General features: G+C 34.1%; 21 protein-coding genes. 2 read left to right on the plus strand and 19 right to left on the minus strand.

The features are described from left to right. Positions 1 to 50: 50 nt before the first annotated feature. The 16 genes from ACE94K_RS20200 to ACE94K_RS20275 all read right to left on the minus strand — a co-directional run bounded on the left by ACE94K_RS20200 (position 51) and on the right by ACE94K_RS20275 (position 15,975). Positions 51 to 599: an RNA 2'-phosphotransferase gene (locus tag ACE94K_RS20200; RefSeq protein WP_378176780.1), complete on the minus strand. Its 549-nt coding sequence runs from the start codon at positions 597 to 599 to the stop codon at positions 51 to 53. 42 nt (positions 600 to 641) lie between these two features. Beyond that, positions 642 to 1,202 (minus strand): hypothetical protein, encoded by a 561-nt coding sequence (locus ACE94K_RS20205; RefSeq protein ID WP_378176782.1) that lies wholly within the window; start codon positions 1,200 to 1,202, stop codon positions 642 to 644. Between the two features lie 142 nt (positions 1,203 to 1,344). Next, positions 1,345 to 1,857, minus strand: a complete 513-nt coding sequence (locus tag ACE94K_RS20210) for an O-acetyl-ADP-ribose deacetylase (RefSeq protein ID WP_378176784.1) — start codon at positions 1,855 to 1,857, stop codon at positions 1,345 to 1,347. A gap of 16 nt (positions 1,858 to 1,873) precedes the next feature. Further along, positions 1,874 to 2,467, minus strand: coding sequence for a DUF4291 domain-containing protein (locus ACE94K_RS20215; protein WP_378176786.1), 594 nt, complete (start codon positions 2,465 to 2,467; stop codon positions 1,874 to 1,876). Positions 2,468 to 2,494: 27 nt separating this feature from the next. Continuing rightward, on the minus strand, positions 2,495 to 3,316 hold the full coding sequence (locus ACE94K_RS20220) for a TIGR02452 family protein (RefSeq protein ID WP_378176787.1): 822 nt from the start codon (positions 3,314 to 3,316) through the stop codon (positions 2,495 to 2,497). A 25-nt stretch (positions 3,317 to 3,341) separates the two neighbouring features. Beyond that, the gene (locus ACE94K_RS20225; RefSeq protein WP_378176789.1) at positions 3,342 to 3,890 is read right to left on the minus strand and encodes an NADAR family protein; all 549 of its coding nucleotides are present in this window, start codon (positions 3,888 to 3,890) and stop codon (positions 3,342 to 3,344) included. Positions 3,891 to 4,190: 300 nt separating this feature from the next. Further along, positions 4,191 to 5,141: an ADP-ribosylglycohydrolase family protein gene (locus ACE94K_RS20230; protein ID WP_378176791.1), complete on the minus strand. Its 951-nt coding sequence runs from the start codon at positions 5,139 to 5,141 to the stop codon at positions 4,191 to 4,193. After that, complete coding sequence (locus tag ACE94K_RS20235; protein ID WP_378176793.1) at positions 5,138 to 5,596, minus strand: nucleoside 2-deoxyribosyltransferase domain-containing protein; 459 nt, start codon at positions 5,594 to 5,596, stop codon at positions 5,138 to 5,140. The genes ACE94K_RS20230 and ACE94K_RS20235 overlap by 4 nt, the downstream gene beginning before the upstream one ends. Positions 5,597 to 5,603: 7 nt before the next feature. Continuing rightward, positions 5,604 to 6,428: a ribose-phosphate diphosphokinase gene (gene prs / locus ACE94K_RS20240; RefSeq protein ID WP_378176795.1), complete on the minus strand. Its 825-nt coding sequence runs from the start codon at positions 6,426 to 6,428 to the stop codon at positions 5,604 to 5,606. A 376-nt stretch (positions 6,429 to 6,804) separates the two neighbouring features. Beyond that, a complete protein-coding gene (locus tag ACE94K_RS20245) occupies positions 6,805 to 7,485 on the minus strand; it encodes an NUDIX domain-containing protein (RefSeq protein ID WP_378176797.1) in 681 nt (226 codons plus the stop codon). Between the two features lie 97 nt (positions 7,486 to 7,582). Continuing rightward, on the minus strand, positions 7,583 to 9,850 hold the full coding sequence (locus ACE94K_RS20250; protein ID WP_378176799.1) for an aconitate hydratase: 2,268 nt from the start codon (positions 9,848 to 9,850) through the stop codon (positions 7,583 to 7,585). Between the two features lie 330 nt (positions 9,851 to 10,180). Continuing rightward, positions 10,181 to 10,615 carry a hypothetical protein gene (locus ACE94K_RS20255; RefSeq protein WP_378176801.1) on the minus strand — a complete coding sequence of 145 codons (435 nt, stop codon included), beginning with the start codon at positions 10,613 to 10,615 and terminating at the stop codon, positions 10,181 to 10,183. A gap of 186 nt (positions 10,616 to 10,801) precedes the next feature. Beyond that, on the minus strand, positions 10,802 to 11,755 hold the full coding sequence (locus ACE94K_RS20260) for an AAA family ATPase (protein ID WP_378176803.1): 954 nt from the start codon (positions 11,753 to 11,755) through the stop codon (positions 10,802 to 10,804). Position 11,756: 1 nt separating this feature from the next. Beyond that, on the minus strand, positions 11,757 to 13,208 hold the full coding sequence (locus ACE94K_RS20265) for a peptidylprolyl isomerase (protein WP_378176805.1): 1,452 nt from the start codon (positions 13,206 to 13,208) through the stop codon (positions 11,757 to 11,759). Further along, entirely contained in the window at positions 13,171 to 14,019 is an 849-nt protein-coding gene (locus tag ACE94K_RS20270) for a peptidyl-prolyl cis-trans isomerase (RefSeq protein ID WP_378176807.1), read from the minus strand. The genes ACE94K_RS20265 and ACE94K_RS20270 overlap by 38 nt, the downstream gene beginning before the upstream one ends. After that, positions 14,020 to 15,975 carry a peptidylprolyl isomerase gene (locus ACE94K_RS20275; RefSeq protein ID WP_378176809.1) on the minus strand — a complete coding sequence of 652 codons (1,956 nt, stop codon included), beginning with the start codon at positions 15,973 to 15,975 and terminating at the stop codon, positions 14,020 to 14,022. A 272-nt stretch (positions 15,976 to 16,247) separates the two neighbouring features. On the opposite strand from ACE94K_RS20275, the gene ACE94K_RS20280 reads away from it, so the two are divergent. Beyond that, a complete protein-coding gene (locus ACE94K_RS20280) occupies positions 16,248 to 16,487 on the plus strand; it encodes a hypothetical protein (RefSeq protein WP_378176811.1) in 240 nt (79 codons plus the stop codon). 83 nt (positions 16,488 to 16,570) lie between these two features. After that, complete coding sequence (locus tag ACE94K_RS20285; protein WP_378176813.1) at positions 16,571 to 17,077, plus strand: OmpH family outer membrane protein; 507 nt, start codon at positions 16,571 to 16,573, stop codon at positions 17,075 to 17,077. Between the two features lie 66 nt (positions 17,078 to 17,143). Here ACE94K_RS20285 and ACE94K_RS20290 read toward each other — a convergent pair whose 3' ends face one another. The 3 genes from ACE94K_RS20290 to guaB all read right to left on the minus strand — a co-directional run bounded on the left by ACE94K_RS20290 (position 17,144) and on the right by guaB (position 20,596). Then, positions 17,144 to 17,977: a tetratricopeptide repeat protein gene (locus ACE94K_RS20290; protein ID WP_378176816.1), complete on the minus strand. Its 834-nt coding sequence runs from the start codon at positions 17,975 to 17,977 to the stop codon at positions 17,144 to 17,146. Beyond that, positions 17,949 to 19,028 carry a hypothetical protein gene (locus tag ACE94K_RS20295; protein ID WP_378176818.1) on the minus strand — a complete coding sequence of 360 codons (1,080 nt, stop codon included), beginning with the start codon at positions 19,026 to 19,028 and terminating at the stop codon, positions 17,949 to 17,951. The genes ACE94K_RS20290 and ACE94K_RS20295 overlap by 29 nt, the downstream gene beginning before the upstream one ends. A gap of 95 nt (positions 19,029 to 19,123) precedes the next feature. Further along, a complete protein-coding gene (guaB, locus tag ACE94K_RS20300; protein WP_378176820.1) occupies positions 19,124 to 20,596 on the minus strand; it encodes an IMP dehydrogenase in 1,473 nt (490 codons plus the stop codon). Between the last annotated feature and the right edge of the window lie 139 nt (positions 20,597 to 20,735).

Here is a 20,735-nt window from a genome sequence, read left to right on the forward strand (position 1 = left end):
ATTATCCAATTAGGCCTCACAGATTTTTGACACTTTTGAGGTCTGGCACATTACTTTGTTCTAAACTCAATATACTCTGAAGCAACGGTATCTGTTAACCATACTCCATTATCCGATTGATAAAACTCAATCCCGTTGCGGTGCATCTCACCAGATCGTACAGTAAGTATGATGGATACTCCTCTACGAGAACCAACTCGCATTGCAGTTTCTCGTTCTTCACTAAGATGTACGTGATGTCTGCTCATCTTTAGCAAACCTTTTCTTCGTATATCCTCTATGAACTTTCCTACTGTTCCATGATATAAAAATTCTGGTGGCTCTATCGGTGTATACTCCAAATCAACTTGTATAGAATGTCCTTGATTCGCTCTGATCTTGGTTTCATCTTCATTAAAGGCGAATCGCTTTTTATCATTCGTCGCTACTACCTCTTTTATTATCTCTAGATTTAATTGATTGCGATATGCATTTGTCTTGTTTATCAATTCATCCACATCTGCCCAACCGTTTTCATCTAGTTCTAATCCAATCTTTCCTGGATTATGCCTTAAGATAAGGCTTAGAAATTTACTTATTTGTTTCGTATTTGTTTTCATTTTTTTGTTTTCTGAGACTCTAAGACACAATATCTTGTGTCTTTACTTTTTTTTAGATAATTGATCTTCTGACCATTTCATCGGGTTGTTTTTTATGTATGCAGCAATTCGAACAAAAGATCCATTATCTCTTATTATATGGTCATAATATTTCGATTGCCATTGAAAATCTATTCCATTCTTCGTTGCATATTTTTTGACTCCAACTTTATATCCTCTTACTATAGATCCTAAATTTTTGGATTGTGGTCCAAATTTATTGCCTTTGGATTGTGGATCCATCCCGGACTGTGGATCCATCCTGGATTGTGGATCCATCCTGGATTGTGGATCCATCCTGGATTGTGGATCCATCCTGGATTGTGGATCCATTCTGGATTGTGGATCCATCCTGGATTGTGGATCCATCCTGGATTGTGGAGACGCAAAATTTTGCGTCTCTACCGAATTATGATGATCATCATCATCATTTTTATCAATAATAATGATCCCATGGATATGATCAGGCATTACAACAAATTCATCTAATTTTACAAATGGAAAATGGTTTGGTATTTTATGCCAACAGATTTCTGCAATTTTTCCAATTTCTGATAATTCCATTTTCCCTTCTGCAATATTGCCAAAAAAATGTTTTCTATCTTTTGTACAAATGGTGATGAAATATGCACCATTGCTACCATAATCCCACCCTTTTAGACGGCTAGATTCTACCTTGTATTTATTTTTAAATTTTGTTATTTTCTTATTTTTTTATCAGTTCGGAGTACAATTTGTAATTTTCATCATCATAACATACAAATATGACCTCTTTAACATGTGTTAGATTCGGGTCGTTTGTTACCGTGTCAATAGCAATTTTAGCGGCTAATTCTTTCGGAAACTTATAAATTCCGGTACTGATATTCGGAAAAGCAATGGTATTTACATTATTTTGGACCGCTAGTCTTAAAGAACTACTATAACAATTTGCCAATAGCGTTTCTTTATCTTTTCCTCCTTGATTCCATACTGGACCTACGGTATGTATTACATATTTAGCAGGAAGATTACCAGCTGGAGTAATTACTGCATCTCCGGGATTACATTTTCCTTGTGTAGCTCTAACACTTCTACAAGCTTCTAATATTTCTGGTCCGCCTTTACGATGAATGGCTCCATCTACTCCGCCGCCACCTAATAAAGAACTATTGGCTGCATTGACAATGGCATCTACTTTTATAGCAGTAATATCTGATTTGAGTAATTTTAGTTTCATTTTACCTTACTTACAATTATCGTATTCCGATTCTTTGTTTTATAGTTTCCGGAACTTCATAAACTTTTTCATTAGGAACTAATCGTTTGGCTTCTTTATACTTCCCTTGTTTAAGTAATAACCGGATTTTCTTAGTTAAAGGAGTTACATCAGTTATTTCCTGAATCCACTCTTCATTATATTCTTTGATCAAATCTCTACCGATTCCTACTTGTATGGATCTGATTTGCATTTTAGCGCCTTTTAACGTTCTTTCTGGATCCCATTGAATATGTACTTTTGCATTCTGAAATTCCTTATTCCATAAAGCTCCGCTTTTATAAATAGCTTTATCCGGATCTGTTAGCACTCCTATTGATAAAACTTTCTCCCAATGGGTTCTCTTTATTTTTATTCCGAGGATATATTCTTGATTGGATTTTGTTGCCCAATTACTTCTTTGCATCAACCATAAATAAGAAGGTTTAATCCAAGTCATCCGATTAAACGAAAATGGTGCTTCGAACTTATTATTTTGGATAGCAGGTAGTGCAATAGATTTACCATATGCCTGATATACCGTAATCGTATCTTTATTATAATCTGCTCGTATTTCTTGAATCATTCCCATTCCGATAAGGTTCTTTTAATATCATTTCTAAAATTCACTTTGAAAAGCTTCTATGAACTTTTTGTTTTTAGCATAAATCGCAAATACGACTTTTTCAAATGCTTCTGTATACTTTCCTTTTAATAACTCGGCAAATAAATTCGCTATCATCTTAGGATCATTCTGAAATACTCCACATCCCCAAGCTCCTAAAATCAGTGTTTTATGCTGATTAATAACCGAAAGCATTAATAGCTTATCTATTCTTTTCTTCATTATATGTTCTATATCACCGATTTTATCTTTTTCAAACCTCTTTACGACTCCTGCATTCACTGCTGCCGAAGTGATTATAGAGCTTAGTATTGGCGAGTCAAACAATTCTCCATTATCCTTTCGTAGAATCGGAACTTTAGGGCTATAAATCATGCCATCTGTATACATACAAGATTTCATTGCTCTGTGTGTCTCATAAAATTCTATTGCAGATAACTGGCAAGGATATAATCCTGAAGATCTGGCTATACTTTCTTCCTGAGCTTGTGCTCCATTAAAAAAACCTCCTCCAGGATTTTTGGCCGAAGCAAAATTTAAACACATAGGATTTGTATGTCCTGAAGATATTAATCTTTGGATACTGCTTATGGTTGTTTCTTCAACAACTTCATAAGCCGTTATATTTTTTTTGTCTAAGCGTAATTCGTTTAATAGCAGATCTAATTCTTCAGAACTATAAAATTTAGTTCTTGTAACTGCATTTTCCTGAATCTGTGATATATCAACTTTCTGTTGCTTTGTATTTATATAAAACCCTTGCTCTGTTATTTCAAGTGTTTCTTTCGCTGTTATTTTGCGTAATGTCTTTTGCATTTTGATTATTTTTTTTAATTGTCCATTAAGGACTCAACATTTCCCTCACCTCCATTAAAGCAAAACCTAATAGATTCTGTCCTCTCCATAAATTTGGGTTTTGTGCTTTTTCATTTGCTTGTCCCATTCCGATTCCCCATATGCGATCTCTGGGACTCGCTTCTACAATGATTCTTTTTTTCGTATTCAATAAAAAGGTTAAAAGTTCTTGATGCTGAGAAAACTTATGATAGTTTCCTTGTTTTACAATTTCGTACTTATGAGCATCCCATATCTTAGGATCAAAGTTTTTAACTTTTCGGCCTAATTGTTTAGCTTCCATTGGATGATTACTTTCAATGATTTCTTTTAAAATTGGAGTGTCTTCAAACAATCTGGCTTTTTCAGCCATCATCCAATGCTCTGCGGTTTTATAAATTACTCCTTCAATTTCGAAAGATTGATTCCACCATTGACTAAAACAGCTTTTACCAATACTTCCGTCTTTATTAGGCGTATGCCCCCAAAAGAATAAATACTTTAGGCTTTTACCTTTATTAAATTGTTCTTGTATGTTTTGTATTGTGTATTTCATTATTTCTTTTTTTACTCTTTTCTTTTTTGTGTTTCCCAACCCTTCGACAAGCTCAGGATGACAAACAAACCTGCCTGCCGGCAGGCAGGAAAGTCTAGTCTTATAATATTTCATCTAAAAATATTCCTCTCTTCACTAAATTAAATTAAAACGTTTTTCAATTATTTAAGCTTTTGTCTTCAAAGAAAAAGAGAACTTCAATAAGCTTTTTACTCTTCACAAATTTAATTTTATGCTTCGTTCACTTCATTTTTTACGTTGAAATTTCAGGAGGACGATCCACCAACTTTATAGATAAACTTATTGTTTCAAACTCTTATTAAACTTTTCTATTAAATCTTCTATATCTTCGAATCTGGCAAGTTGAAATTTCCAAGTTTCTGGAATAGTTTCATACCCAAAATACAAACCAGCTAATCCTCCAGTAATAGCAGCCGTAGTGTCTGTATCTTCTCCTAAGTTGATTGCTTTCAACACGGCCTCTTCATGAGATTCTGATGTTAATAAACACCAAAATGAAGCTTCTAATGATCTAAGCACATAGCCTGTTCCTTTTATATTAAACCGATCTTGTTTGGATATATCATCTTCTAAAATTCTGGAAAACAAAGTAATTTCTTTTGGGTTAAAATCATTTTGAATTGCGAAATCCAAAATTGGCTTTTTAATCGTTTCGTAAGCTTTAAACTTTTCTAAACCATTTAGAAGCAATAAGGCATATTCTACATATATAAAACACGAAAAAACAGATCTCAAATGCCCGTGTGTAATTGAGGAAACTCTTTTTATAATATCATATCTAACAGTAATATCTTCTTCATCTTTTAGATAATATACTAAAGGTAAAATTCTCATTAAAGATCCGTTACCATTAGAGTATTCATCTAATCCTCCACATAAATCTGGAGCCATTCCTCTTTTGTATTGATAAATAGCGTTCTTAGTAGTAATACCAATATCAAATACAAATCCTCTTGGTGTCCAAAGATTTTCATAAAACCAAGCAGCAAATTTTGAAGCAATACCATTTAGATCATATCCGCTACACAAACTATCGATCAGAAAAAAAGTTAATGAGCTATCATCTGACCACGTGCCTTCTGGCTGATTATGTGTACCGTACCCGATCATGTCACGAGCTGGTCTTTTATCCATTTGATCTCGATCTAAAAACTCATAAGGTACTCCCAAAGCATCACCAACAGCTACTCCAAATATTCCTCCTTTAATTTGTTCTAATAAATTTTTCATTTCAATTTCCTCTTTACTTCATTTATCAATTCTTCTAAGCTATTTACCTGCTGTACACAATATCGTTCACAAACCACGTCAACATTTCCTTTTCTCCAGAATCCATCTGGGCAACATACGATCAACTTTCTACTTTTGGCATATAATCCTAATTCTAAAAGCGTGATGGGAGATTTGGTATTCTGATCAAAATACATAATGATCATATCCACTATCTCCAACGCTTCTAATTCCCAGTTTACCTGTTCTTTAAAAACAGGATTCTCTACACTCTGCTTCCAACTGGCATCCCAACTAGCTCTTCTTGGATTGAGTAAGGTTACAGGTTCGTTTGATAATGTTTTAATCACTTTATCCTGCCATCTTTCTGCAACATTCATTTCAATACTTCCTGCTAGAAAAACACTTGGATTTTCATCTAATTCTATTGTTGATGGTGCTGTGATTACTTTCATTTTTAAATTAATTTATAATTGAAATCTGCACAACTTTCTCCTCTTCTATATCTCTAAAAGAATTGGTTGTAAAAATGGTGTCAAATGACTTACTTAATGCTTCAAAGCCTTTGCTAAAAATTCCGTGGCTTACTAACAAGCTTAATTTCCCGGCATTCTTTTCTTTTAATGCGGTTGCTAATCCTAAAAATGTTCCGCCACCATCACAAATATCATCTACAATCACACAATGTTTTCTTTTTAAATCGTCTTCATATACTCTAAATCCAGAAAGTTTACCCGTTTTTACATCTCGTTTCTTAGAACATTCTACTACTTCTATTCCTCCTAAATACTCTGATACCTTGTAAATCTTTTTTAAAGCACCACCATCTGGAGATATTAAAACCACCTCTTCATTGATATGATTCAAACATTTCTTTACAAATTCATAATTTGAGATCACTTTTACATTATTTAACAAAGCAGGTGTCACCTCAGAATGTGGATCAAAAATCGTTACTTGATTGTATTTTTGTGCATTAATAAGATCTGCATATACCTTTACACTTAATGACTCACCGCTCACCATTACTCTATCTTGTCTTGCTGCCGGAAAATATGGAATGAGTACGTTAATCAATTTTACATCCATTCTCCGCAATGCATCAGTAGCCACTAATAACAAACCCAGGTCATTAAATGAATTCAATCGATGGGTTATTGTTACTTCCTTTCCAATAGATTCTTCTGTAATTTTTATATGTGGTTCTCCCCCATTAAAAATAAAAGAAGTAAACTGAATTGATTTCTCGAAGGGTGTAAATATTGAATCTAAATGTAAATACTGCATAATTGTGTTATTTTTACGCAAATATAGAATAGTATACTTAGCTGACAAAATATTTTGCGTAAAAAATACAATAAAAGCACTTTATAAACTTTGAATTGACAGAATAAATCAATCCTTCAGTCTTTTTTTTGCAAGGGAAGAAACCTTTCTTTTGGCAATGATTATTTGGTATTAATGAACCTGAATAGCGGACAAGGATTTAAAATTAAAGCAGATCATTTCGAATGATTTTTATAAAAAATCGTATCGAAAAGTTTTCAGAGACAGAAATTCACTTGCCTGCCTGCCATCCGACAGGTAGGCAGGTCTTCGATACAACTTTCTATTGAAAATCACTCTGACTGACGTAAATTTTCTTATCTGTTATTCACCTTAATTACTTTATATCAAAAAGGAAGCCTTCTTCTTTTAATTTGAAGTATTGTTTTTGATTAAATTTAAATAGGTTTGCAGGTCTTCCTCGTCCTTCGGATACCTTTTCTTTTAACTCTTCTAAAATTCCGAAGCTTAGAATCTTTTTTCTAAAATTTCTACGATCAATCTGCTTGTCCAAAATGGTCATATATAATTTCTCTAAATCTGAAAATAAGAATTTATCTGCCAGTAAATCAAACCCTATAGGCTCATAGGTCAATTTATTACGAAGTCGTTTTTTTGCCATATCCAAGATTGTAGGGTGATCAAATGCTAATTGAGGTAGTTCATTTATATCAAACCAACCTACATCACTTGCATCTGTATCCGCCTTGATAGCGTGATGTTCTGGCTTTACTAAAGCAAAATAGGTAACACTTACCACTCGATTTCTGGGATCACGATCTGGCTTGCCAAAAGAATACAACTGCTCTAAATAATCTACGGTGGCATTTGTCTCTTCTTTAAGTTCACGTACTACAGCATCTTCTAAACTCTCTTCCTCTAAAACCAAACCACCAGGAAGCGCCCAGGAATCTTTGAACGGATTAACATTTCTTTTTATCAAGAGTACATGCAAGGCCTTGTCCTTATATCCAAAGACTACCGCATCAACAGCTACTTTAATATTTTGGCGTACCATATACGCAAATTTACAAAATTCAATGGCTTAATAAAACAAAAACTCCCGAAGAATAGTCTTCAGGAGTTTTAAGTAGTTTATTATATTTAATCGATTTTTAAGCGTTTTGCTTTTTGATTAAATTTAAAGCAGAACCTTCTTTAAACCACTCAATTTGAGCGTGGTTGTAGGTATGGTTTACTTCGATTATATCTTTTGATCCATCTGCGTGTACAAACTCGATATTTAAAGTTTTGTCTGGAGCAAATTGATCCAAATCCAAGAAATTGATCGTATCATCTTCTTGTATTTTGTCATAATCTGACTCATTTACAAAAGTAAGACCTAACATTCCCTGTTTTTTAAGGTTTGTTTCGTGAATACGTGCGAATGACTTTACGATTACCGCCACAACACCCAAATGTCTTGGCTCCATCGCAGCGTGCTCACGAGAGGAACCTTCTCCGTAGTTATGATCACCTACTACAATTGTTGGAACTCCCGCAGCTTTATAAGCTCTTTGTACATTAGGGACTCCGTCATACTCACCATTAAGCTGGTTTTTAACAAAATTTGTTTTCTTATTGTACGCATTTACTGCTCCTATCAAACAGTTATTGGAAATATTATCCAGATGTCCTCTGTAGCGCAACCAAGGACCTGCCATAGAGATATGGTCCGTAGTACACTTTCCATAAGCTTTAATCAACAGTTTAGCACCTTTAATTTCGTTACCTATCGGTTCAAACGGAGTTAATAACTGTAATCTTTCTGAGGTTGGGCTTACTACTACTTCTACACCAGAACCATCTTCTTGTGGGGCAATATATCCGGCATCTTCTACTTCAAAACCTTTTGGAGGTAATTCCCATCCAGTTGGCTCATCAAACATTACTTCTTGCCCTTCTTCATTGATCAACTTATCTGTTAACGGATTGAAATCCAAACGTCCCGAAACGGCAATTGCAGCAGTCAATTCGGGAGATGCCACAAAAGCATGCGTATTTGGGTTACCATCGGCACGCTTTGCAAAATTTCTATTAAAGGAGTGAACGATACTATTCTTTGGTGCGTTTTTAGGATCGCTATATCTTGCCCATTGTCCTATACAAGGTCCACAAGCATTTGTAAATATTTTAGCGTCTAATTTTTCGAATATTCCAAGAATACCATCTCTGTCTGCTGTATATCTCACTTGCTCAGAACCCGGATTGATCCCAAGTTCTGCTTTCATTTTTAATCCTTTGTCTAAGGCTTGTTGCGCAATCGAAGAAGCACGTGATAAATCTTCGTATGAAGAGTTTGTACAAGAACCAATCAATCCCCATTCTACTTGTAATGGCCAATCATTGGCGGTAGCTTTCTCTGTCATATCTGCACCAACCTTCGTTGATAAATCCGGAGTAAATGGACCGTTAAGTAAAGGACCAAGTTCTGAAAGGTTAATTTCTATTACCTGATCAAAATATTGTTCTGGATTAGCGTATACTTCAGGATCAGCAGTTAAATGCTCTTTTACTGCATTAGCAGCATCAGCCACATCCTCTCTATCGGTAGCACGTAAATAACGTTCCATAGATTCGTCATAGCCAAAAGTGGATGTTGTAGCTCCTATTTCGGCACCCATATTACAGATAGTTCCTTTTCCAGTACAGGACATAGAGGTTGCTCCAGGACCGAAATATTCTACAATAGCTCCGGTTCCACCTTTTACGGTAAGAATTTCTGCTACTTTTAAAATTACATCTTTTGGTGCCGTCCACCCAGATAATTTACCGGTCAACTTTACACCTATTAATTTAGGGAATTTCAGTTCCCAAGGCATTCCTGCCATCACGTCTACTGCATCAGCTCCACCAACACCGATAGCAACCATTCCTAATCCTCCTGCATTTACAGTATGTGAATCGGTACCTATCATCATACCACCCGGGAATGCATAATTTTCTAAAACCACTTGGTGAATAATTCCAGCTCCTGGTTTCCAAAATCCGATTCCGTATTTATCGGACACAGATTCTAAGAAATTAAAGACTTCGCTACTCGTATTCATAGCAGATTGTAAATCTTTAGCTGCTCCTACTTTTGCCTGGATCAAGTGGTCACAATGCACCGTAGTTGGTACGGCAACTTTCTTTTTTCCTGCTTGCATAAATTGCAATAATGCCATCTGTGCAGTTGCATCTTGACACGCGATACGATCCGGTGCAAAATCAACATAATCTTTTCCTCTCGTAAAAGCATTTTTTGCTTTCCCGTCCCAAAGATGTGAGTATAAAATTTTCTCTGCTAAGGTTAGAGGCTTTCCGGTTACTTCACGAGCAGCATCTACTCTTTCTGCAACCTGAGCATACACCTTTTTTATCATATCGATATCGAATGCCATATAGTTGTGTTTTATGTATTGAAAAGTCCGACGAAAATACAAATTTTAAAGGATTTTATTAAATGAATAGCGTTAATAATCCTTTTTTACATTTTTGAAAAAAATATCATATCTATTTACAGAAATTGTCAATTATAGAATAAGTAAAATAGTAATCATATAAAAAAACATCTAATATGTTAAGCCATAATTCTAAAAATTACGAAAACGTTATAGTAATTTATTAAACAATTATGCTAAAAAAATCAAATTAAACAAAAAACGCATAAAAAAAGTGAAGCTGTTACACTTCACTTTACATTATAATCCACCCTGAAATTAGTGATCTACTCATTTTCTTGTTTTATGTTTAGACCCCCTCTTTCTTTTCTGTTCTTTTATTTCTGCGTACTTTTTTAACTGCTCTTCATTAAGAGATGCTTCAAATTTACCCTTCTCTGATTTCATAGCCTCTTTATGCGATTTCTTCATTTCTTTTTGTTCATCGCTCAAGGTAGGTTTCAAAGCTTTATGTTTTCCTTTTCTCGAAAGGTCGTCATTTTGAACAATTGCTAATTGCTCTTCTGTGTAGGTTGCTTTTAAAGCTTTTCTGTGTTCTGTATGCAATTGTCTTTGATATTCTAATTGCGTTTTTTGATCTTCAGAAAGGCTCTCATTAAACTCTTTTCTTAATTCTCTCCTATCCAATCCATCATCTTCTGATTGTGCAGATACCGTTAAGATTCCTAAAAACAGTATCATCGCGTAAGCTAAAATATTTTTCATTTCCTAATTTTTCTTTTTATTAAACTAAATTCTAATTGAACGTTCATTACTAAGACATGTAGAAATGAAAAAGGTTTAATCCGTTAGATACGAATTAAACCTTTTTAAATTATAATTTTATAAATTCTATTTTGTTACAAAAGAAGTGATGCTAAGATACTCATACCTCTACCACAATTTTGTTATCTAAAATAGACTTTGGATAATATCCTCGATGCTTACACCTTCTGCTTCTGCTTTGTAGTTTTTGATCATACGATGACGTAATATCCCCATCGCTACGGCCTGTACATCTTCAATATCCGGAGAAAACTTTCCTTTTATTGCAGCATTAGCTTTAGCCGCTAAAACAAGATTTTGAGATGCTCTCGGACCTGCACCCCAGTCAATATAATTCTTAACTAATTCTGTAGCTGATTCGCCATCGGGTCTAGTTTTAGAAACCATTCTTACAGCATATTCCACGACATTATCGGCTACAGGAATACGCCGAATTAGATGCTGGAAATCTATAATTTCTTGTGCTGTAAATAAAGGGTTAATCGTAGCCGAAGTATCTCCTGTAGTACTCTTTACTACTTCTACTTCTTCCTGAAAACTAGGATATTTAAGTTCTATAGCAAACATAAACCTATCTAACTGAGCTTCGGGTAATGGATATGTCCCTTCTTGCTCGATAGGGTTTTGTGTAGCTAATACAAAATACGGTAAATCTAACTTATAATGATGACCTGCAACGGTAACAGCTCTCTCTTGCATAGCTTCTAATAATGCCGCTTGTGTTTTTGGAGGAGTTCTGTTGATCTCATCTGCCAAGATAATGTTTGAAAACACAGGTCCTTTTATAAATTTAAAATGTCTTGACTCATCTAAAATTTCACTTCCAAGTATATCGCTTGGCATTAAATCGGGTGTAAACTGAATTCTCTTAAAATCGAGTCCTAACGCTTTAGAGATTGTGTTTACCATTAAGGTTTTAGCCAATCCCGGAACTCCAATTAGTAACGCGTGCCCTCCGGAAAATACAGAAATAAGTATCTGATCGATTACTGTTTCTTGACCAATGATAATTTTAGCAATTTCTTTCTTGAGTTCGGTATGCTTGCTTACCAGTTTTTCTACTGCTGCAACATCAGACATATTATTTTTCTTTTTTTAACCAGTTACCACTATACTCACAGTCTCTGTACTCACCATTAATTTTAATATACGTATCATTAATTTTTTCTTCCTGCCATTTACGTATTGCTTCAATTTGCTTTTTTCTAAGTGCCAATTCCTGTATTTTGAGATAATCTTTGGCATAGTCTGCAATATGTTCATCAAAACGATTCAGTACTGTAATTAGTTTAAACTTTGTACGTCCTTGACGATCCTGATCTGGGATCACCAAAGAAACTTCATTCGTTTTTAATTTTGATACTTGATCGTACAATATAGGATCAATTTTGGTAAGTTCAAAACGTGTATCACCGGTTGTTGGATTTAATAATTGTCCACCGTCTTCTTTGGTTTCTTTTTCGTCACTAAATTTTCTTGCTGCTTCTTTAAAGCCAATAGTTCCTGAGACTACTGCACTACGAACCGAATCCACAAGTTTTTGAGCTGTTTCTACACTTTCTCTTGTTACATCCGGCACAAGTAAAATATGCCTTACATCAATCTCTTCTCCTCTTACTTTATCGAGTTGTATGATATGCCATCCAAAATCAGTCTTAAAAGGTTCACTTACTTCACCAACCTGTAAACTGAATGCTACATCTTTAAATTCTTTTGCAAAAGGTGTTTGACGGTTTAGGGTATACTTACCTCCTTTTGATTTGGAACCAGGATCTTGCGAATACAATACAGCTTTTGTTGCAAAACTACTTCCATTCTCTACAATATCTGTTCTAAACTGTTTTAGCCGATCAATTACCTTCTGTTCTTCTTCTTCAGGTATTTTTGGTTCTATCACAATCTGAGCAAGTTCTAGCTCAGTACCAAAAAGTGGTCGCTCATCCTTAGGGATCTCATCAAAAAATTCTCTTACTTCTTCTGGAGTAATCTCTACACCTTCTACAATCTTAGAACGCATTTGCTCTGCCAATCGGTTACTCTTATTAATTTCAAAAAGTTCTTTTCTAAATTCTGATTCGCTATCTTTTCTGTAAAATTTCAGAACTTTTTCCATAGTTCCTATCTCTCTGGTCATATAGCTTAATTGCTGATCTACCATAGAGTTTACCTCTGCATCTGTAACAAGTACACTATCCTGTACTGCGTGATGCGCGTATAATTTATTTTCAAATAGGCTTCCTGCCAGTTCACAGCGACTTACATCAGATGCAGATACTCCCTCACTTATCAATTGCTGATATGCGATGGTAATATCACTATCCAGAATTACATACTCTCCAATAACTGCTGCAACTCCATCTATCTTGATTTTCTCAAACGTTTTTACCGAATCCTCTTTCTGTACTGCTTCTTTTTTGACATCTTCAATAATTTCCTGAGCACATATCTGACTTCCTGTACCCAATAGTAGTAATGTAATAAAACAGGTGATGTTTTTAATTGTAGATTTCAAATTGTTTGTTTTTAATAGCATCTTTTGTTATATCCTTTTCTAATTTTTTTATCAATTCCCGCTTTCTCTTATTCAGAATTATCTGTCGTATTGTTGGTTTTATGTAAGACAAAGGTGCAGTTTCGTTTTTCTTTAGGACTTTTTCTATCTTAAACATATACACTCCTAAAGAATCCCTTAATTGCACATATTTGCCATCTTTAAGCACTTTATCCCTATCCTGACTCTTAAGCACTGGTATCTTATTTAACACCTGATCAAACTGAACCCAGATAGAATCAGCAAAAGAAAAGGTTACAAACTCTAACCTTTTACTGCGCAAATCTTCTTCATCTTCTTCATTAAAACGATTAAAACGTGTTTGCGTTGCAACAATGTTATTATAATCAGGTGGCAAATGTAAGTAACGTAACTTTACCAATTCTTGATTAAGATTAAAATTTTCTAAATTTTCTGAATAATAGGATGTCAGATCATCTTCGGTGACCTCCATATTAATGGATTTGTTAATCACTGCATCTTTGTAAGCATTGATATACAAAGTACTCTTATAATCTTCCACTAATTGGTCAAACTCTTGAAGTTCTACTTCGGTCAAATTGCGTTTGGATTGATCGATAAACAGCTGCCTAGTAGCCCAAATATTTATATAATTGTTTACAATATTGGTACTATCTTCTCTGGATACTCCATCCGGAACAAGATCTTTAATCTCGTCTTTGTAAAGATAGGAGTCATTAACTCTTGCTACGACCTCTTTATCTGACTGACGATTTACCTTATCACAAGAAATATAAAAAAGAAACAGCACTATGATTGAGATATATCGCATTTATATAGAAAGTTCTTTTTTGATTTTTTTCAACGTTTTATTATTTATTTCAACTGAATACTTTTTCCTAAGTTCATTTAACCATTTTTTCTCTAAGTCTTCCTGAAAATCATTAATAACTTTCCCTTTCGTTTCTTCAAAAGTTTTTACTCTAGCCGGCATTACTTCTAATACCTTAAATAGTGTAATATAGTCATCTTGGTTCACACTGATCAGCTGTCCTTTTTTACCAGAAAAATCGTTCGCTATTTCGTTCTCTCCCTTTGTGATCTCTTCTTCAGAAAATATTACTTTATCCGTATCAGAAGTGTTTACTTCTTTTTTAATTTCTTCAATCGATTTCCCATCTTCCAGGAGAAGCTTAACTTTATCTATAAGTTCCTTTTTAGAAGAAGACGCCTTAATAACCTTAAAGCTCTCTTCTTTTAGATACGTATTCTTTCTGGATTCATAAAATTTTTCAAGTCCTACGGAATCGTTTTTCGCTGCATTCCAAATTTTAGATTCCATTAAATCAAATAACAATAAGCCGTCTCTATATTCTGAAATGACATTGGCAAAGTCCGGATTGTCATCTTCTAAGTGCTCTTCGTAATACTGAAGTAGTTTTGAAGACTCAAACTCATCATACAATGTATCAACGAAAACTGAAATATCAGAAACTTTCGTTTTACGACCACTTCGTTGCTGTATAAAACTTGCAAAATCCTTGTAGAAAAAACGCTCATCACCGATCAAAAATATTGGTTTTTCCATCATATCATCGGCAGGAATTTCCCATTTCTCACTGAATATTGACGTCGGCACCATTTTATTAAAATGTTCTATTGCTTCTTCGTTTCGTTTTAAATTATATTTTTCTTTTAGCGAGTTTATAAAAGACTCTGTAATGAGTTGAGACCTGCTATCCTTTTTAATTCGCTGAGTCAGCTCTCCTTGTACCTCGCCAAAAGATTTAGGCGGGTGCTTTTCTATAAGTTTAATAATGTGCCAACCGTATTTGGTCTTTACAGGTTCTGATAATTCACCAGGCTCTTTCAAGGCAAAAGCTACTTTCTCAAAATCCTCTGAATTCAATGCGCCTTGTGCAAAACGATTTATTTTACCCCCATTGATGGCTGTATTGCGATCGTCACTGTATTGTTTTGCCAGAGATTCGAAAGAGGCATTTTGGGAAAGCTGTGAACCAATCTCTCGGATTCTAATTTCTGCTTCTTTTTCTGTTCTTTCTTTATTAAAAGCAACCATTATATGCGCTACGGTAACTTCTCCTAATGATTTTTGTTTATCATTTACCTTAACAATATGGTATCCGAACCGTGTTTTAAAAGGTTTTGATACTTCTCCAATCTGGGTTGTAAAAGCTGCTTGTTCAAAAGGGTAAACCATCCTGAACGCTGAAAACCAGCCTAAATCACCACCATTTTTCTTTGCTGAAGGATCCTGACTATACTGAATGGCTATCTCTTTGAAATCAGCACCGTTAACAATCTTATTTCTGGCTTCAGTAATCTTCTCATAGGCTGCTAAAGTATCTTTTGGAGATGCGCCAGATGGCACCTGAATCAGAATATGACTAGCATTTACTCTTTCTTGTAAACGATCATATGCTTCTTTAACCATAGCATCAGTCGCTTTTGTATCTGTAAGATATCCTGCGGACAATTGTTTTTTATATCCTTCTAATTCTTTTATATAAGATTCTTTTTTATTGAGTCCTTGTTCTTTAGCCTCCTCCAGTTTCAATTTATAATTGATAAAAAGCTCCAGATACTCGTCAATGTCTTTTTGGGATTCATCTTTTACCAAGTCAATATTTTTAAGGTAAACTCTTTTAAACTCTGATGTATACACCGGTGAGTTATTAATCGTAAGAAGTACAGAATCCTTTTGCTGACCGAATACCAAGGAGTAAAACATTACTCCTAAAAAAAATAGAATAGATTTTTTGTGCATAGTTCTCTTTAATAAAGTCCCCAATCGGACAAAAATAACAATATTAATGCGTTTTACAAGCTCTTTCTTGTAACGAATGATATGGCCAATATAGTATGAAATAGCTTTTTAAATTTTATCGATCTCCTTATCTTGGCATTTTATATCCTAACTATAAATCAATAATTATTTAATACACTCACAAAATCAAAATTTACTGCTTAGAAATTAGGCTTTTGCAGAAGAGGGAAGTAGTGTATTAGAAAAATGTTAGTAAACATAATTATATAAAATTGGAAAGAAAACTAAAACTTATCTGGGATTTTAGAGGTCCGGCTGCAAGTAAAACAGCAGAGCATCACGAAATTCATCTTAAAGAATACATCACTTTAGAAAAACTATCTATAAATATCACGGGGCATCAAAACGTTAATGAGATGCACAGTATAGCATTTATGGTGGTCACAGATTCTGAAATGAAAACTGTAAGAGATGCCTTAAAACCTCATCGTGGTCAACTGTTTGAAGAATAGATTTTTAAAAAATATAGGTCTTGGCACGTATATTGTTTTAGACCTTATATATTTGCAAAAAATTTACAATTAAAGAAGTTACGATGAAAAACATATTATTTCCAATTCTATTATTGTTTATCAGTGCACAAACTATTGCACAATCTAAGGTAGGAACTATTGATACGGATTTTATACTTTCTAAAATGCCTGAACTTACTAAAGTACAAGAAGATCTAAAGGCTTACAATACTAAATTAGAAGCTGACTTAAAAGTGAAGGTAGATGATTACCAAGCAAAAGTAAAAGCATATCAAGAAGGAGTGGCTACTATGACTGAGCCTATGAAAAAGACAAAGCAGGAAGAAATTATCAATTTAGAAAATGACATTGCTAAATTCCGTCAGAATGGCTCTCAATTGGTTCAACTGGAGCAAAATAAATTATTGCAACCTTTATACAATAAAATTGGCAAAGCATTAGAAGAAGTTGCCAAAGCTGAAGGATATACGCAAGTATTAACTATTACCAGTAGTGGCTTAGCCTATGTTGATCCAAAATTTGATCTTACAAAAACAGTAATGACAAAACTGGGTATTCCTCTGCAATAATAGATTAGATCCATCAAAAAATAATTGAAAAGCCTTAGGTATTACATAATACCTAAGGCTTTTCAATTATTCACCTATTTCTCTTAGCTTGTCCTCTATCTGCATTAAGTATATTTCATTATACACTTCTTTATAAGGATCTGATTTTTTAAATCCTTTGGATACTAATTCTTTGGCTTTTTCTATATGTATTAGAGCTTCATTTTTTTTACCCATCTCCAATAATGCGATTCCCTTATAATAGTATGACAATGAAGATTTGTCATAAACCTTAATACCTAAATCGAAATCTGCAATCGCTTTTTTATATTTTTTCAATGCCATATAGCTAATCCCTCTATATGGAAATGCAGAAGGATCTATATATTCCATCCCTTCTTCATTTATTGCTTTTGTAAATTCCGCTATTGCTTCTTCATGTCTTCCTAATGCCTGCAAAACTTCTCCTTTAAGAAAGTTTACATTATTCCCCCAGGCATAATCTACTTGTCCGGGAGTATAGTCATCATATCGATTAAGATATTCTATGGCACGATCATAATCTTTATATAAATCGGTCATCAGCCAAGATGTATAATACAATGTTTCTTTGGGATCGAGTTTCATTGCTTTTTCTAACAAAGGAAATGAAATATGGTAATCCCCTATTTTGCTGTGGCCTATCGATTTACCTTGATAGTAACTAGCATTTTCTGGATTCAATGCAATTAAAGAATCTGTATAAGCCTGACGAAACGAACTAGCTTGATAATGAAATCCTCTTTGATATTCTAGCTCTTTGGTTCTTAAAACCCTTTCTTCTGCCGTCAGGTTTTCAAAATCTTGTTTTTTTGTTTCTTGACAAGAATAAAAAGTTATAAACAGAATGCAATTAAGGATATATGCGAATGATTTTTCCATCTTTTATTCTAAAACTTAAATAAATATATGTGTCAATAATTTGGTCTGTCTTTGGATGTCTTCCAGGAATCCAATCTTGCATTCCTTTTACGATTTCAAAAATCTGATTACCAATCGCTTCTGAGAAATTTTTGAGTTTATAATCATAGTCAAAAGCTTGATATTCAAACATCCCAGCTTTTCCTTCGCAATTAACTACAAACCTTACTTGAAAAATTCCAGATTCTGTAGAGCCTTCTGGTGCATTATATTGTTGATCAACAATTTTTCTGATGTGATACAAACCTCCTTTATACTCGGTTCCTTGATAATAATATCGATCTCTTGGATTATTCTTATTTATATATCTATTACACAATTGAAACACTGCTGGTTTTACATTTTCTTGTACTTTTGAAGCTTTATATACAATGTTTTTAAAAACCCCATCCACAAACCCAAAAGTGACTATCTCTTTTTCGGAAACAGAAATAATCTGTTCAATAAACTGGTAGTCTCTATTACAAGCCATTTGATTACCTTTTTTAAGCAAAAAAACAGCATTCTTATAAGACAATATTTCAAAGCAATAACGATTGTATTCTTTTATTTTTTTTGGAATAAACTTCAAGCTATCACCTTTTTTTTCAAATATAAAAACCCCTTGATCAGTTTCCCATTTCTGTGAGAATAAAACATCTCTTACGTTGTTTATATTGATTGAATCTGTTGGAAGAATCTTATGTGCTATACTATTTATAAATTGAAGACGATCATTATCAATTTTAAACTTATTTATCGGAATCTGAACAGTATCTATAGCTATTGAATCTTTAGAATATGTTAATTTTCTTTTTGCTAATTGTCTTTCTTCATCCAAATTTTTATAATAAAGGCTATCTCCACTAAACTCCATAATTACGGTATTTGGTTTATAATAGTCTTTATCCATATGAATTGCTTGTACTAACCATTCGCCTTGGGTATCTACCTTATTAAATGAAGGATTTTGATGATTAGAGCACCCTATACAAATGCAACTTAGAAAAAAAATAGCCCATTTTATTTTCATTATTCTTACTTGATTGATTTTGAGTTTAAATAAACATACAAAAAAAGCAATACGTTACCATATTGCTTTAGTTTTTTTATATCTAATTCTGTAGATTACCTGCTATAATTAGGTGCTTCTTTAGTAATGGTTACATCGTGCGGATGACTCTCGTGTATCCCACTTACTGTAATTTTTACGAATCTTCCGGTATCCTGAAGTGTTTTGATGTCTTTTGCTCCGCAATATCCCATCCCTGCACGTAATCCCCCAACAAACTGATGAATACTTTCATAAAGCTCTCCTTTATAAGCTACACGACCCACAATTCCTTCAGGTACTAATTTTTTGATGTCATCTTCTACATCCTGAAAATAACGGTCTTTTGAACCTTGTTTCATAGCCTCAACAGATCCCATTCCACGATACGACTTAAACTTTCTTCCTTCGTATATAATCGTTTCTCCGGGAGATTCTTTTGTTCCTGCTAATAAAGAACCTAGCATCACTGTATCCGCTCCTGCAGCAATTGCTTTTGGTATATCACCTGTATATCTGATCCCTCCATCTGCAATAACTGGAACCCCAGATCCTTTTATTGCAGATGCAACTTCCAATACGGCCGAAAACTGCGGAAATCCAACTCCAGCAACCACTCGCGTTGTACATATAGATCCAGGTCCAATTCCAACTTTTACCGCATCTGCACCTGCTTCTACTAAATACTTAGCTGCTTCTGCTGTAGCAATATTACCTACGATGACATCCAGATCCGGAAACTTCTTTTTTACTTCTTTTAGGACACTAACTACTCCTTTTGTATGTCCGTGTGCTGTATCAATAACTACAGCATCTACTCCAGCATTAACTAATGCTTCGGCACGATCAACAGCATCTCCCGTAACACCAATTGCAGCAGCAACACGAAGACGCCCCAAACTATCTTTATTGGCACTTGGCTTTAAGGTAAGTTTAGTAATATCCCTAAAAGTAATTAAACCTACCAAGGTATTGTCCTTATTAACTACCGGTAACTTTTCGATTTTATTATCCTGTAAAATTACCTCTGCCTCCTGTAATGAAGTACCTTCGGCAACAGTCACCAAATTCTCACTAGTCATTACTTCGGATATCGGTCTGTCGTTATTTTTTTCAAAACGTAAATCACGATTGGTAACGATTCCTAATAGTTTATGGTTTTCATCAACGATAGGTATGCCTCCTATACTATGCTCTCGCATATTATTTTTAGCATCAGCTACTTTAGCATCTAATGGTAAAGTAACAGGATCGATAATCATTCCGCTTTCTGCTCTTTTAACTTTACGCACCTTCATCGCCTGTTCCTGTATCGTCATATTTTTATGCAATACTCCAATACCACCTTCTTGTGCCATAGCAATTGCCATACGACTTTCTGTAACGGTATCCATAGCTGCAGAAACTATAGGGACGTTAATTGTTATATTCTTTGTAAATTTTGTTTGAATACTTACTTCTCGTGGTAACACTTCAGAAAATGCAGGAACTAAAAGTACATCGTCATAGGTAAGACCTTCTCCAACTATTTTGGATTCGTGTGCTGTCATTGCAATTAAGATTTAATTGCGTGCAAATATAAGTCTTTTTTGAACGAATCCTATAAAACAGTAAGAGTAATATCCTTTTTTATGCTCGATCCTAATTTTCGGTATATTTTAAAGAATTATTGGTTCTCCTATTAAATAT

It is taken from the genome of Aquimarina besae (assembly GCF_042434905.1).
In the GTDB taxonomy this organism is placed as follows: Bacteria; Bacteroidota; Bacteroidia; order Flavobacteriales; family Flavobacteriaceae; genus Aquimarina.

Coding starts and splice junctions, on each gene's coding strand:
- ACE94K_RS20200 (WP_378176780.1), bottom strand. CDS start 599: ATGAAAACAAATACGAAACAAATAAGTAAATTTCTAAGCCTTATCTTA.
- ACE94K_RS20205 (WP_378176782.1), bottom strand. CDS start 1,202: ATGGAATTATCAGAAATTGGAAAAATTGCAGAAATCTGTTGGCATAAA.
- ACE94K_RS20210 (WP_378176784.1), bottom strand. CDS start 1,857: ATGAAACTAAAATTACTCAAATCAGATATTACTGCTATAAAAGTAGAT.
- ACE94K_RS20215 (WP_378176786.1), bottom strand. CDS start 2,467: ATGGGAATGATTCAAGAAATACGAGCAGATTATAATAAAGATACGATT.
- ACE94K_RS20220 (WP_378176787.1), bottom strand. CDS start 3,316: ATGCAAAAGACATTACGCAAAATAACAGCGAAAGAAACACTTGAAATA.
- ACE94K_RS20225 (WP_378176789.1), bottom strand. CDS start 3,890: ATGAAATACACAATACAAAACATACAAGAACAATTTAATAAAGGTAAA.
- ACE94K_RS20230 (WP_378176791.1), bottom strand. CDS start 5,141: ATGAAAAATTTATTAGAACAAATTAAAGGAGGAATATTTGGAGTAGCT.
- ACE94K_RS20235 (WP_378176793.1), bottom strand. CDS start 5,596: ATGAAAGTAATCACAGCACCATCAACAATAGAATTAGATGAAAATCCA.
- prs (WP_378176795.1), bottom strand. CDS start 6,428: ATGCAGTATTTACATTTAGATTCAATATTTACACCCTTCGAGAAATCA.
- ACE94K_RS20245 (WP_378176797.1), bottom strand. CDS start 7,485: ATGGTACGCCAAAATATTAAAGTAGCTGTTGATGCGGTAGTCTTTGGA.
- ACE94K_RS20250 (WP_378176799.1), bottom strand. CDS start 9,850: ATGGCATTCGATATCGATATGATAAAAAAGGTGTATGCTCAGGTTGCA.
- ACE94K_RS20255 (WP_378176801.1), bottom strand. CDS start 10,615: ATGAAAAATATTTTAGCTTACGCGATGATACTGTTTTTAGGAATCTTA.
- ACE94K_RS20260 (WP_378176803.1), bottom strand. CDS start 11,755: ATGTCTGATGTTGCAGCAGTAGAAAAACTGGTAAGCAAGCATACCGAA.
- ACE94K_RS20265 (WP_378176805.1), bottom strand. CDS start 13,208: ATGCTATTAAAAACAAACAATTTGAAATCTACAATTAAAAACATCACC.
- ACE94K_RS20270 (WP_378176807.1), bottom strand. CDS start 14,019: ATGCGATATATCTCAATCATAGTGCTGTTTCTTTTTTATATTTCTTGT.
- ACE94K_RS20275 (WP_378176809.1), bottom strand. CDS start 15,975: ATGCACAAAAAATCTATTCTATTTTTTTTAGGAGTAATGTTTTACTCC.
- ACE94K_RS20285 (WP_378176813.1), top strand. CDS start 16,571: ATGAAAAACATATTATTTCCAATTCTATTATTGTTTATCAGTGCACAA.
- ACE94K_RS20290 (WP_378176816.1), bottom strand. CDS start 17,977: ATGGAAAAATCATTCGCATATATCCTTAATTGCATTCTGTTTATAACT.
- ACE94K_RS20295 (WP_378176818.1), bottom strand. CDS start 19,028: ATGAAAATAAAATGGGCTATTTTTTTTCTAAGTTGCATTTGTATAGGG.
- guaB (WP_378176820.1), bottom strand. CDS start 20,596: ATGACAGCACACGAATCCAAAATAGTTGGAGAAGGTCTTACCTATGAC.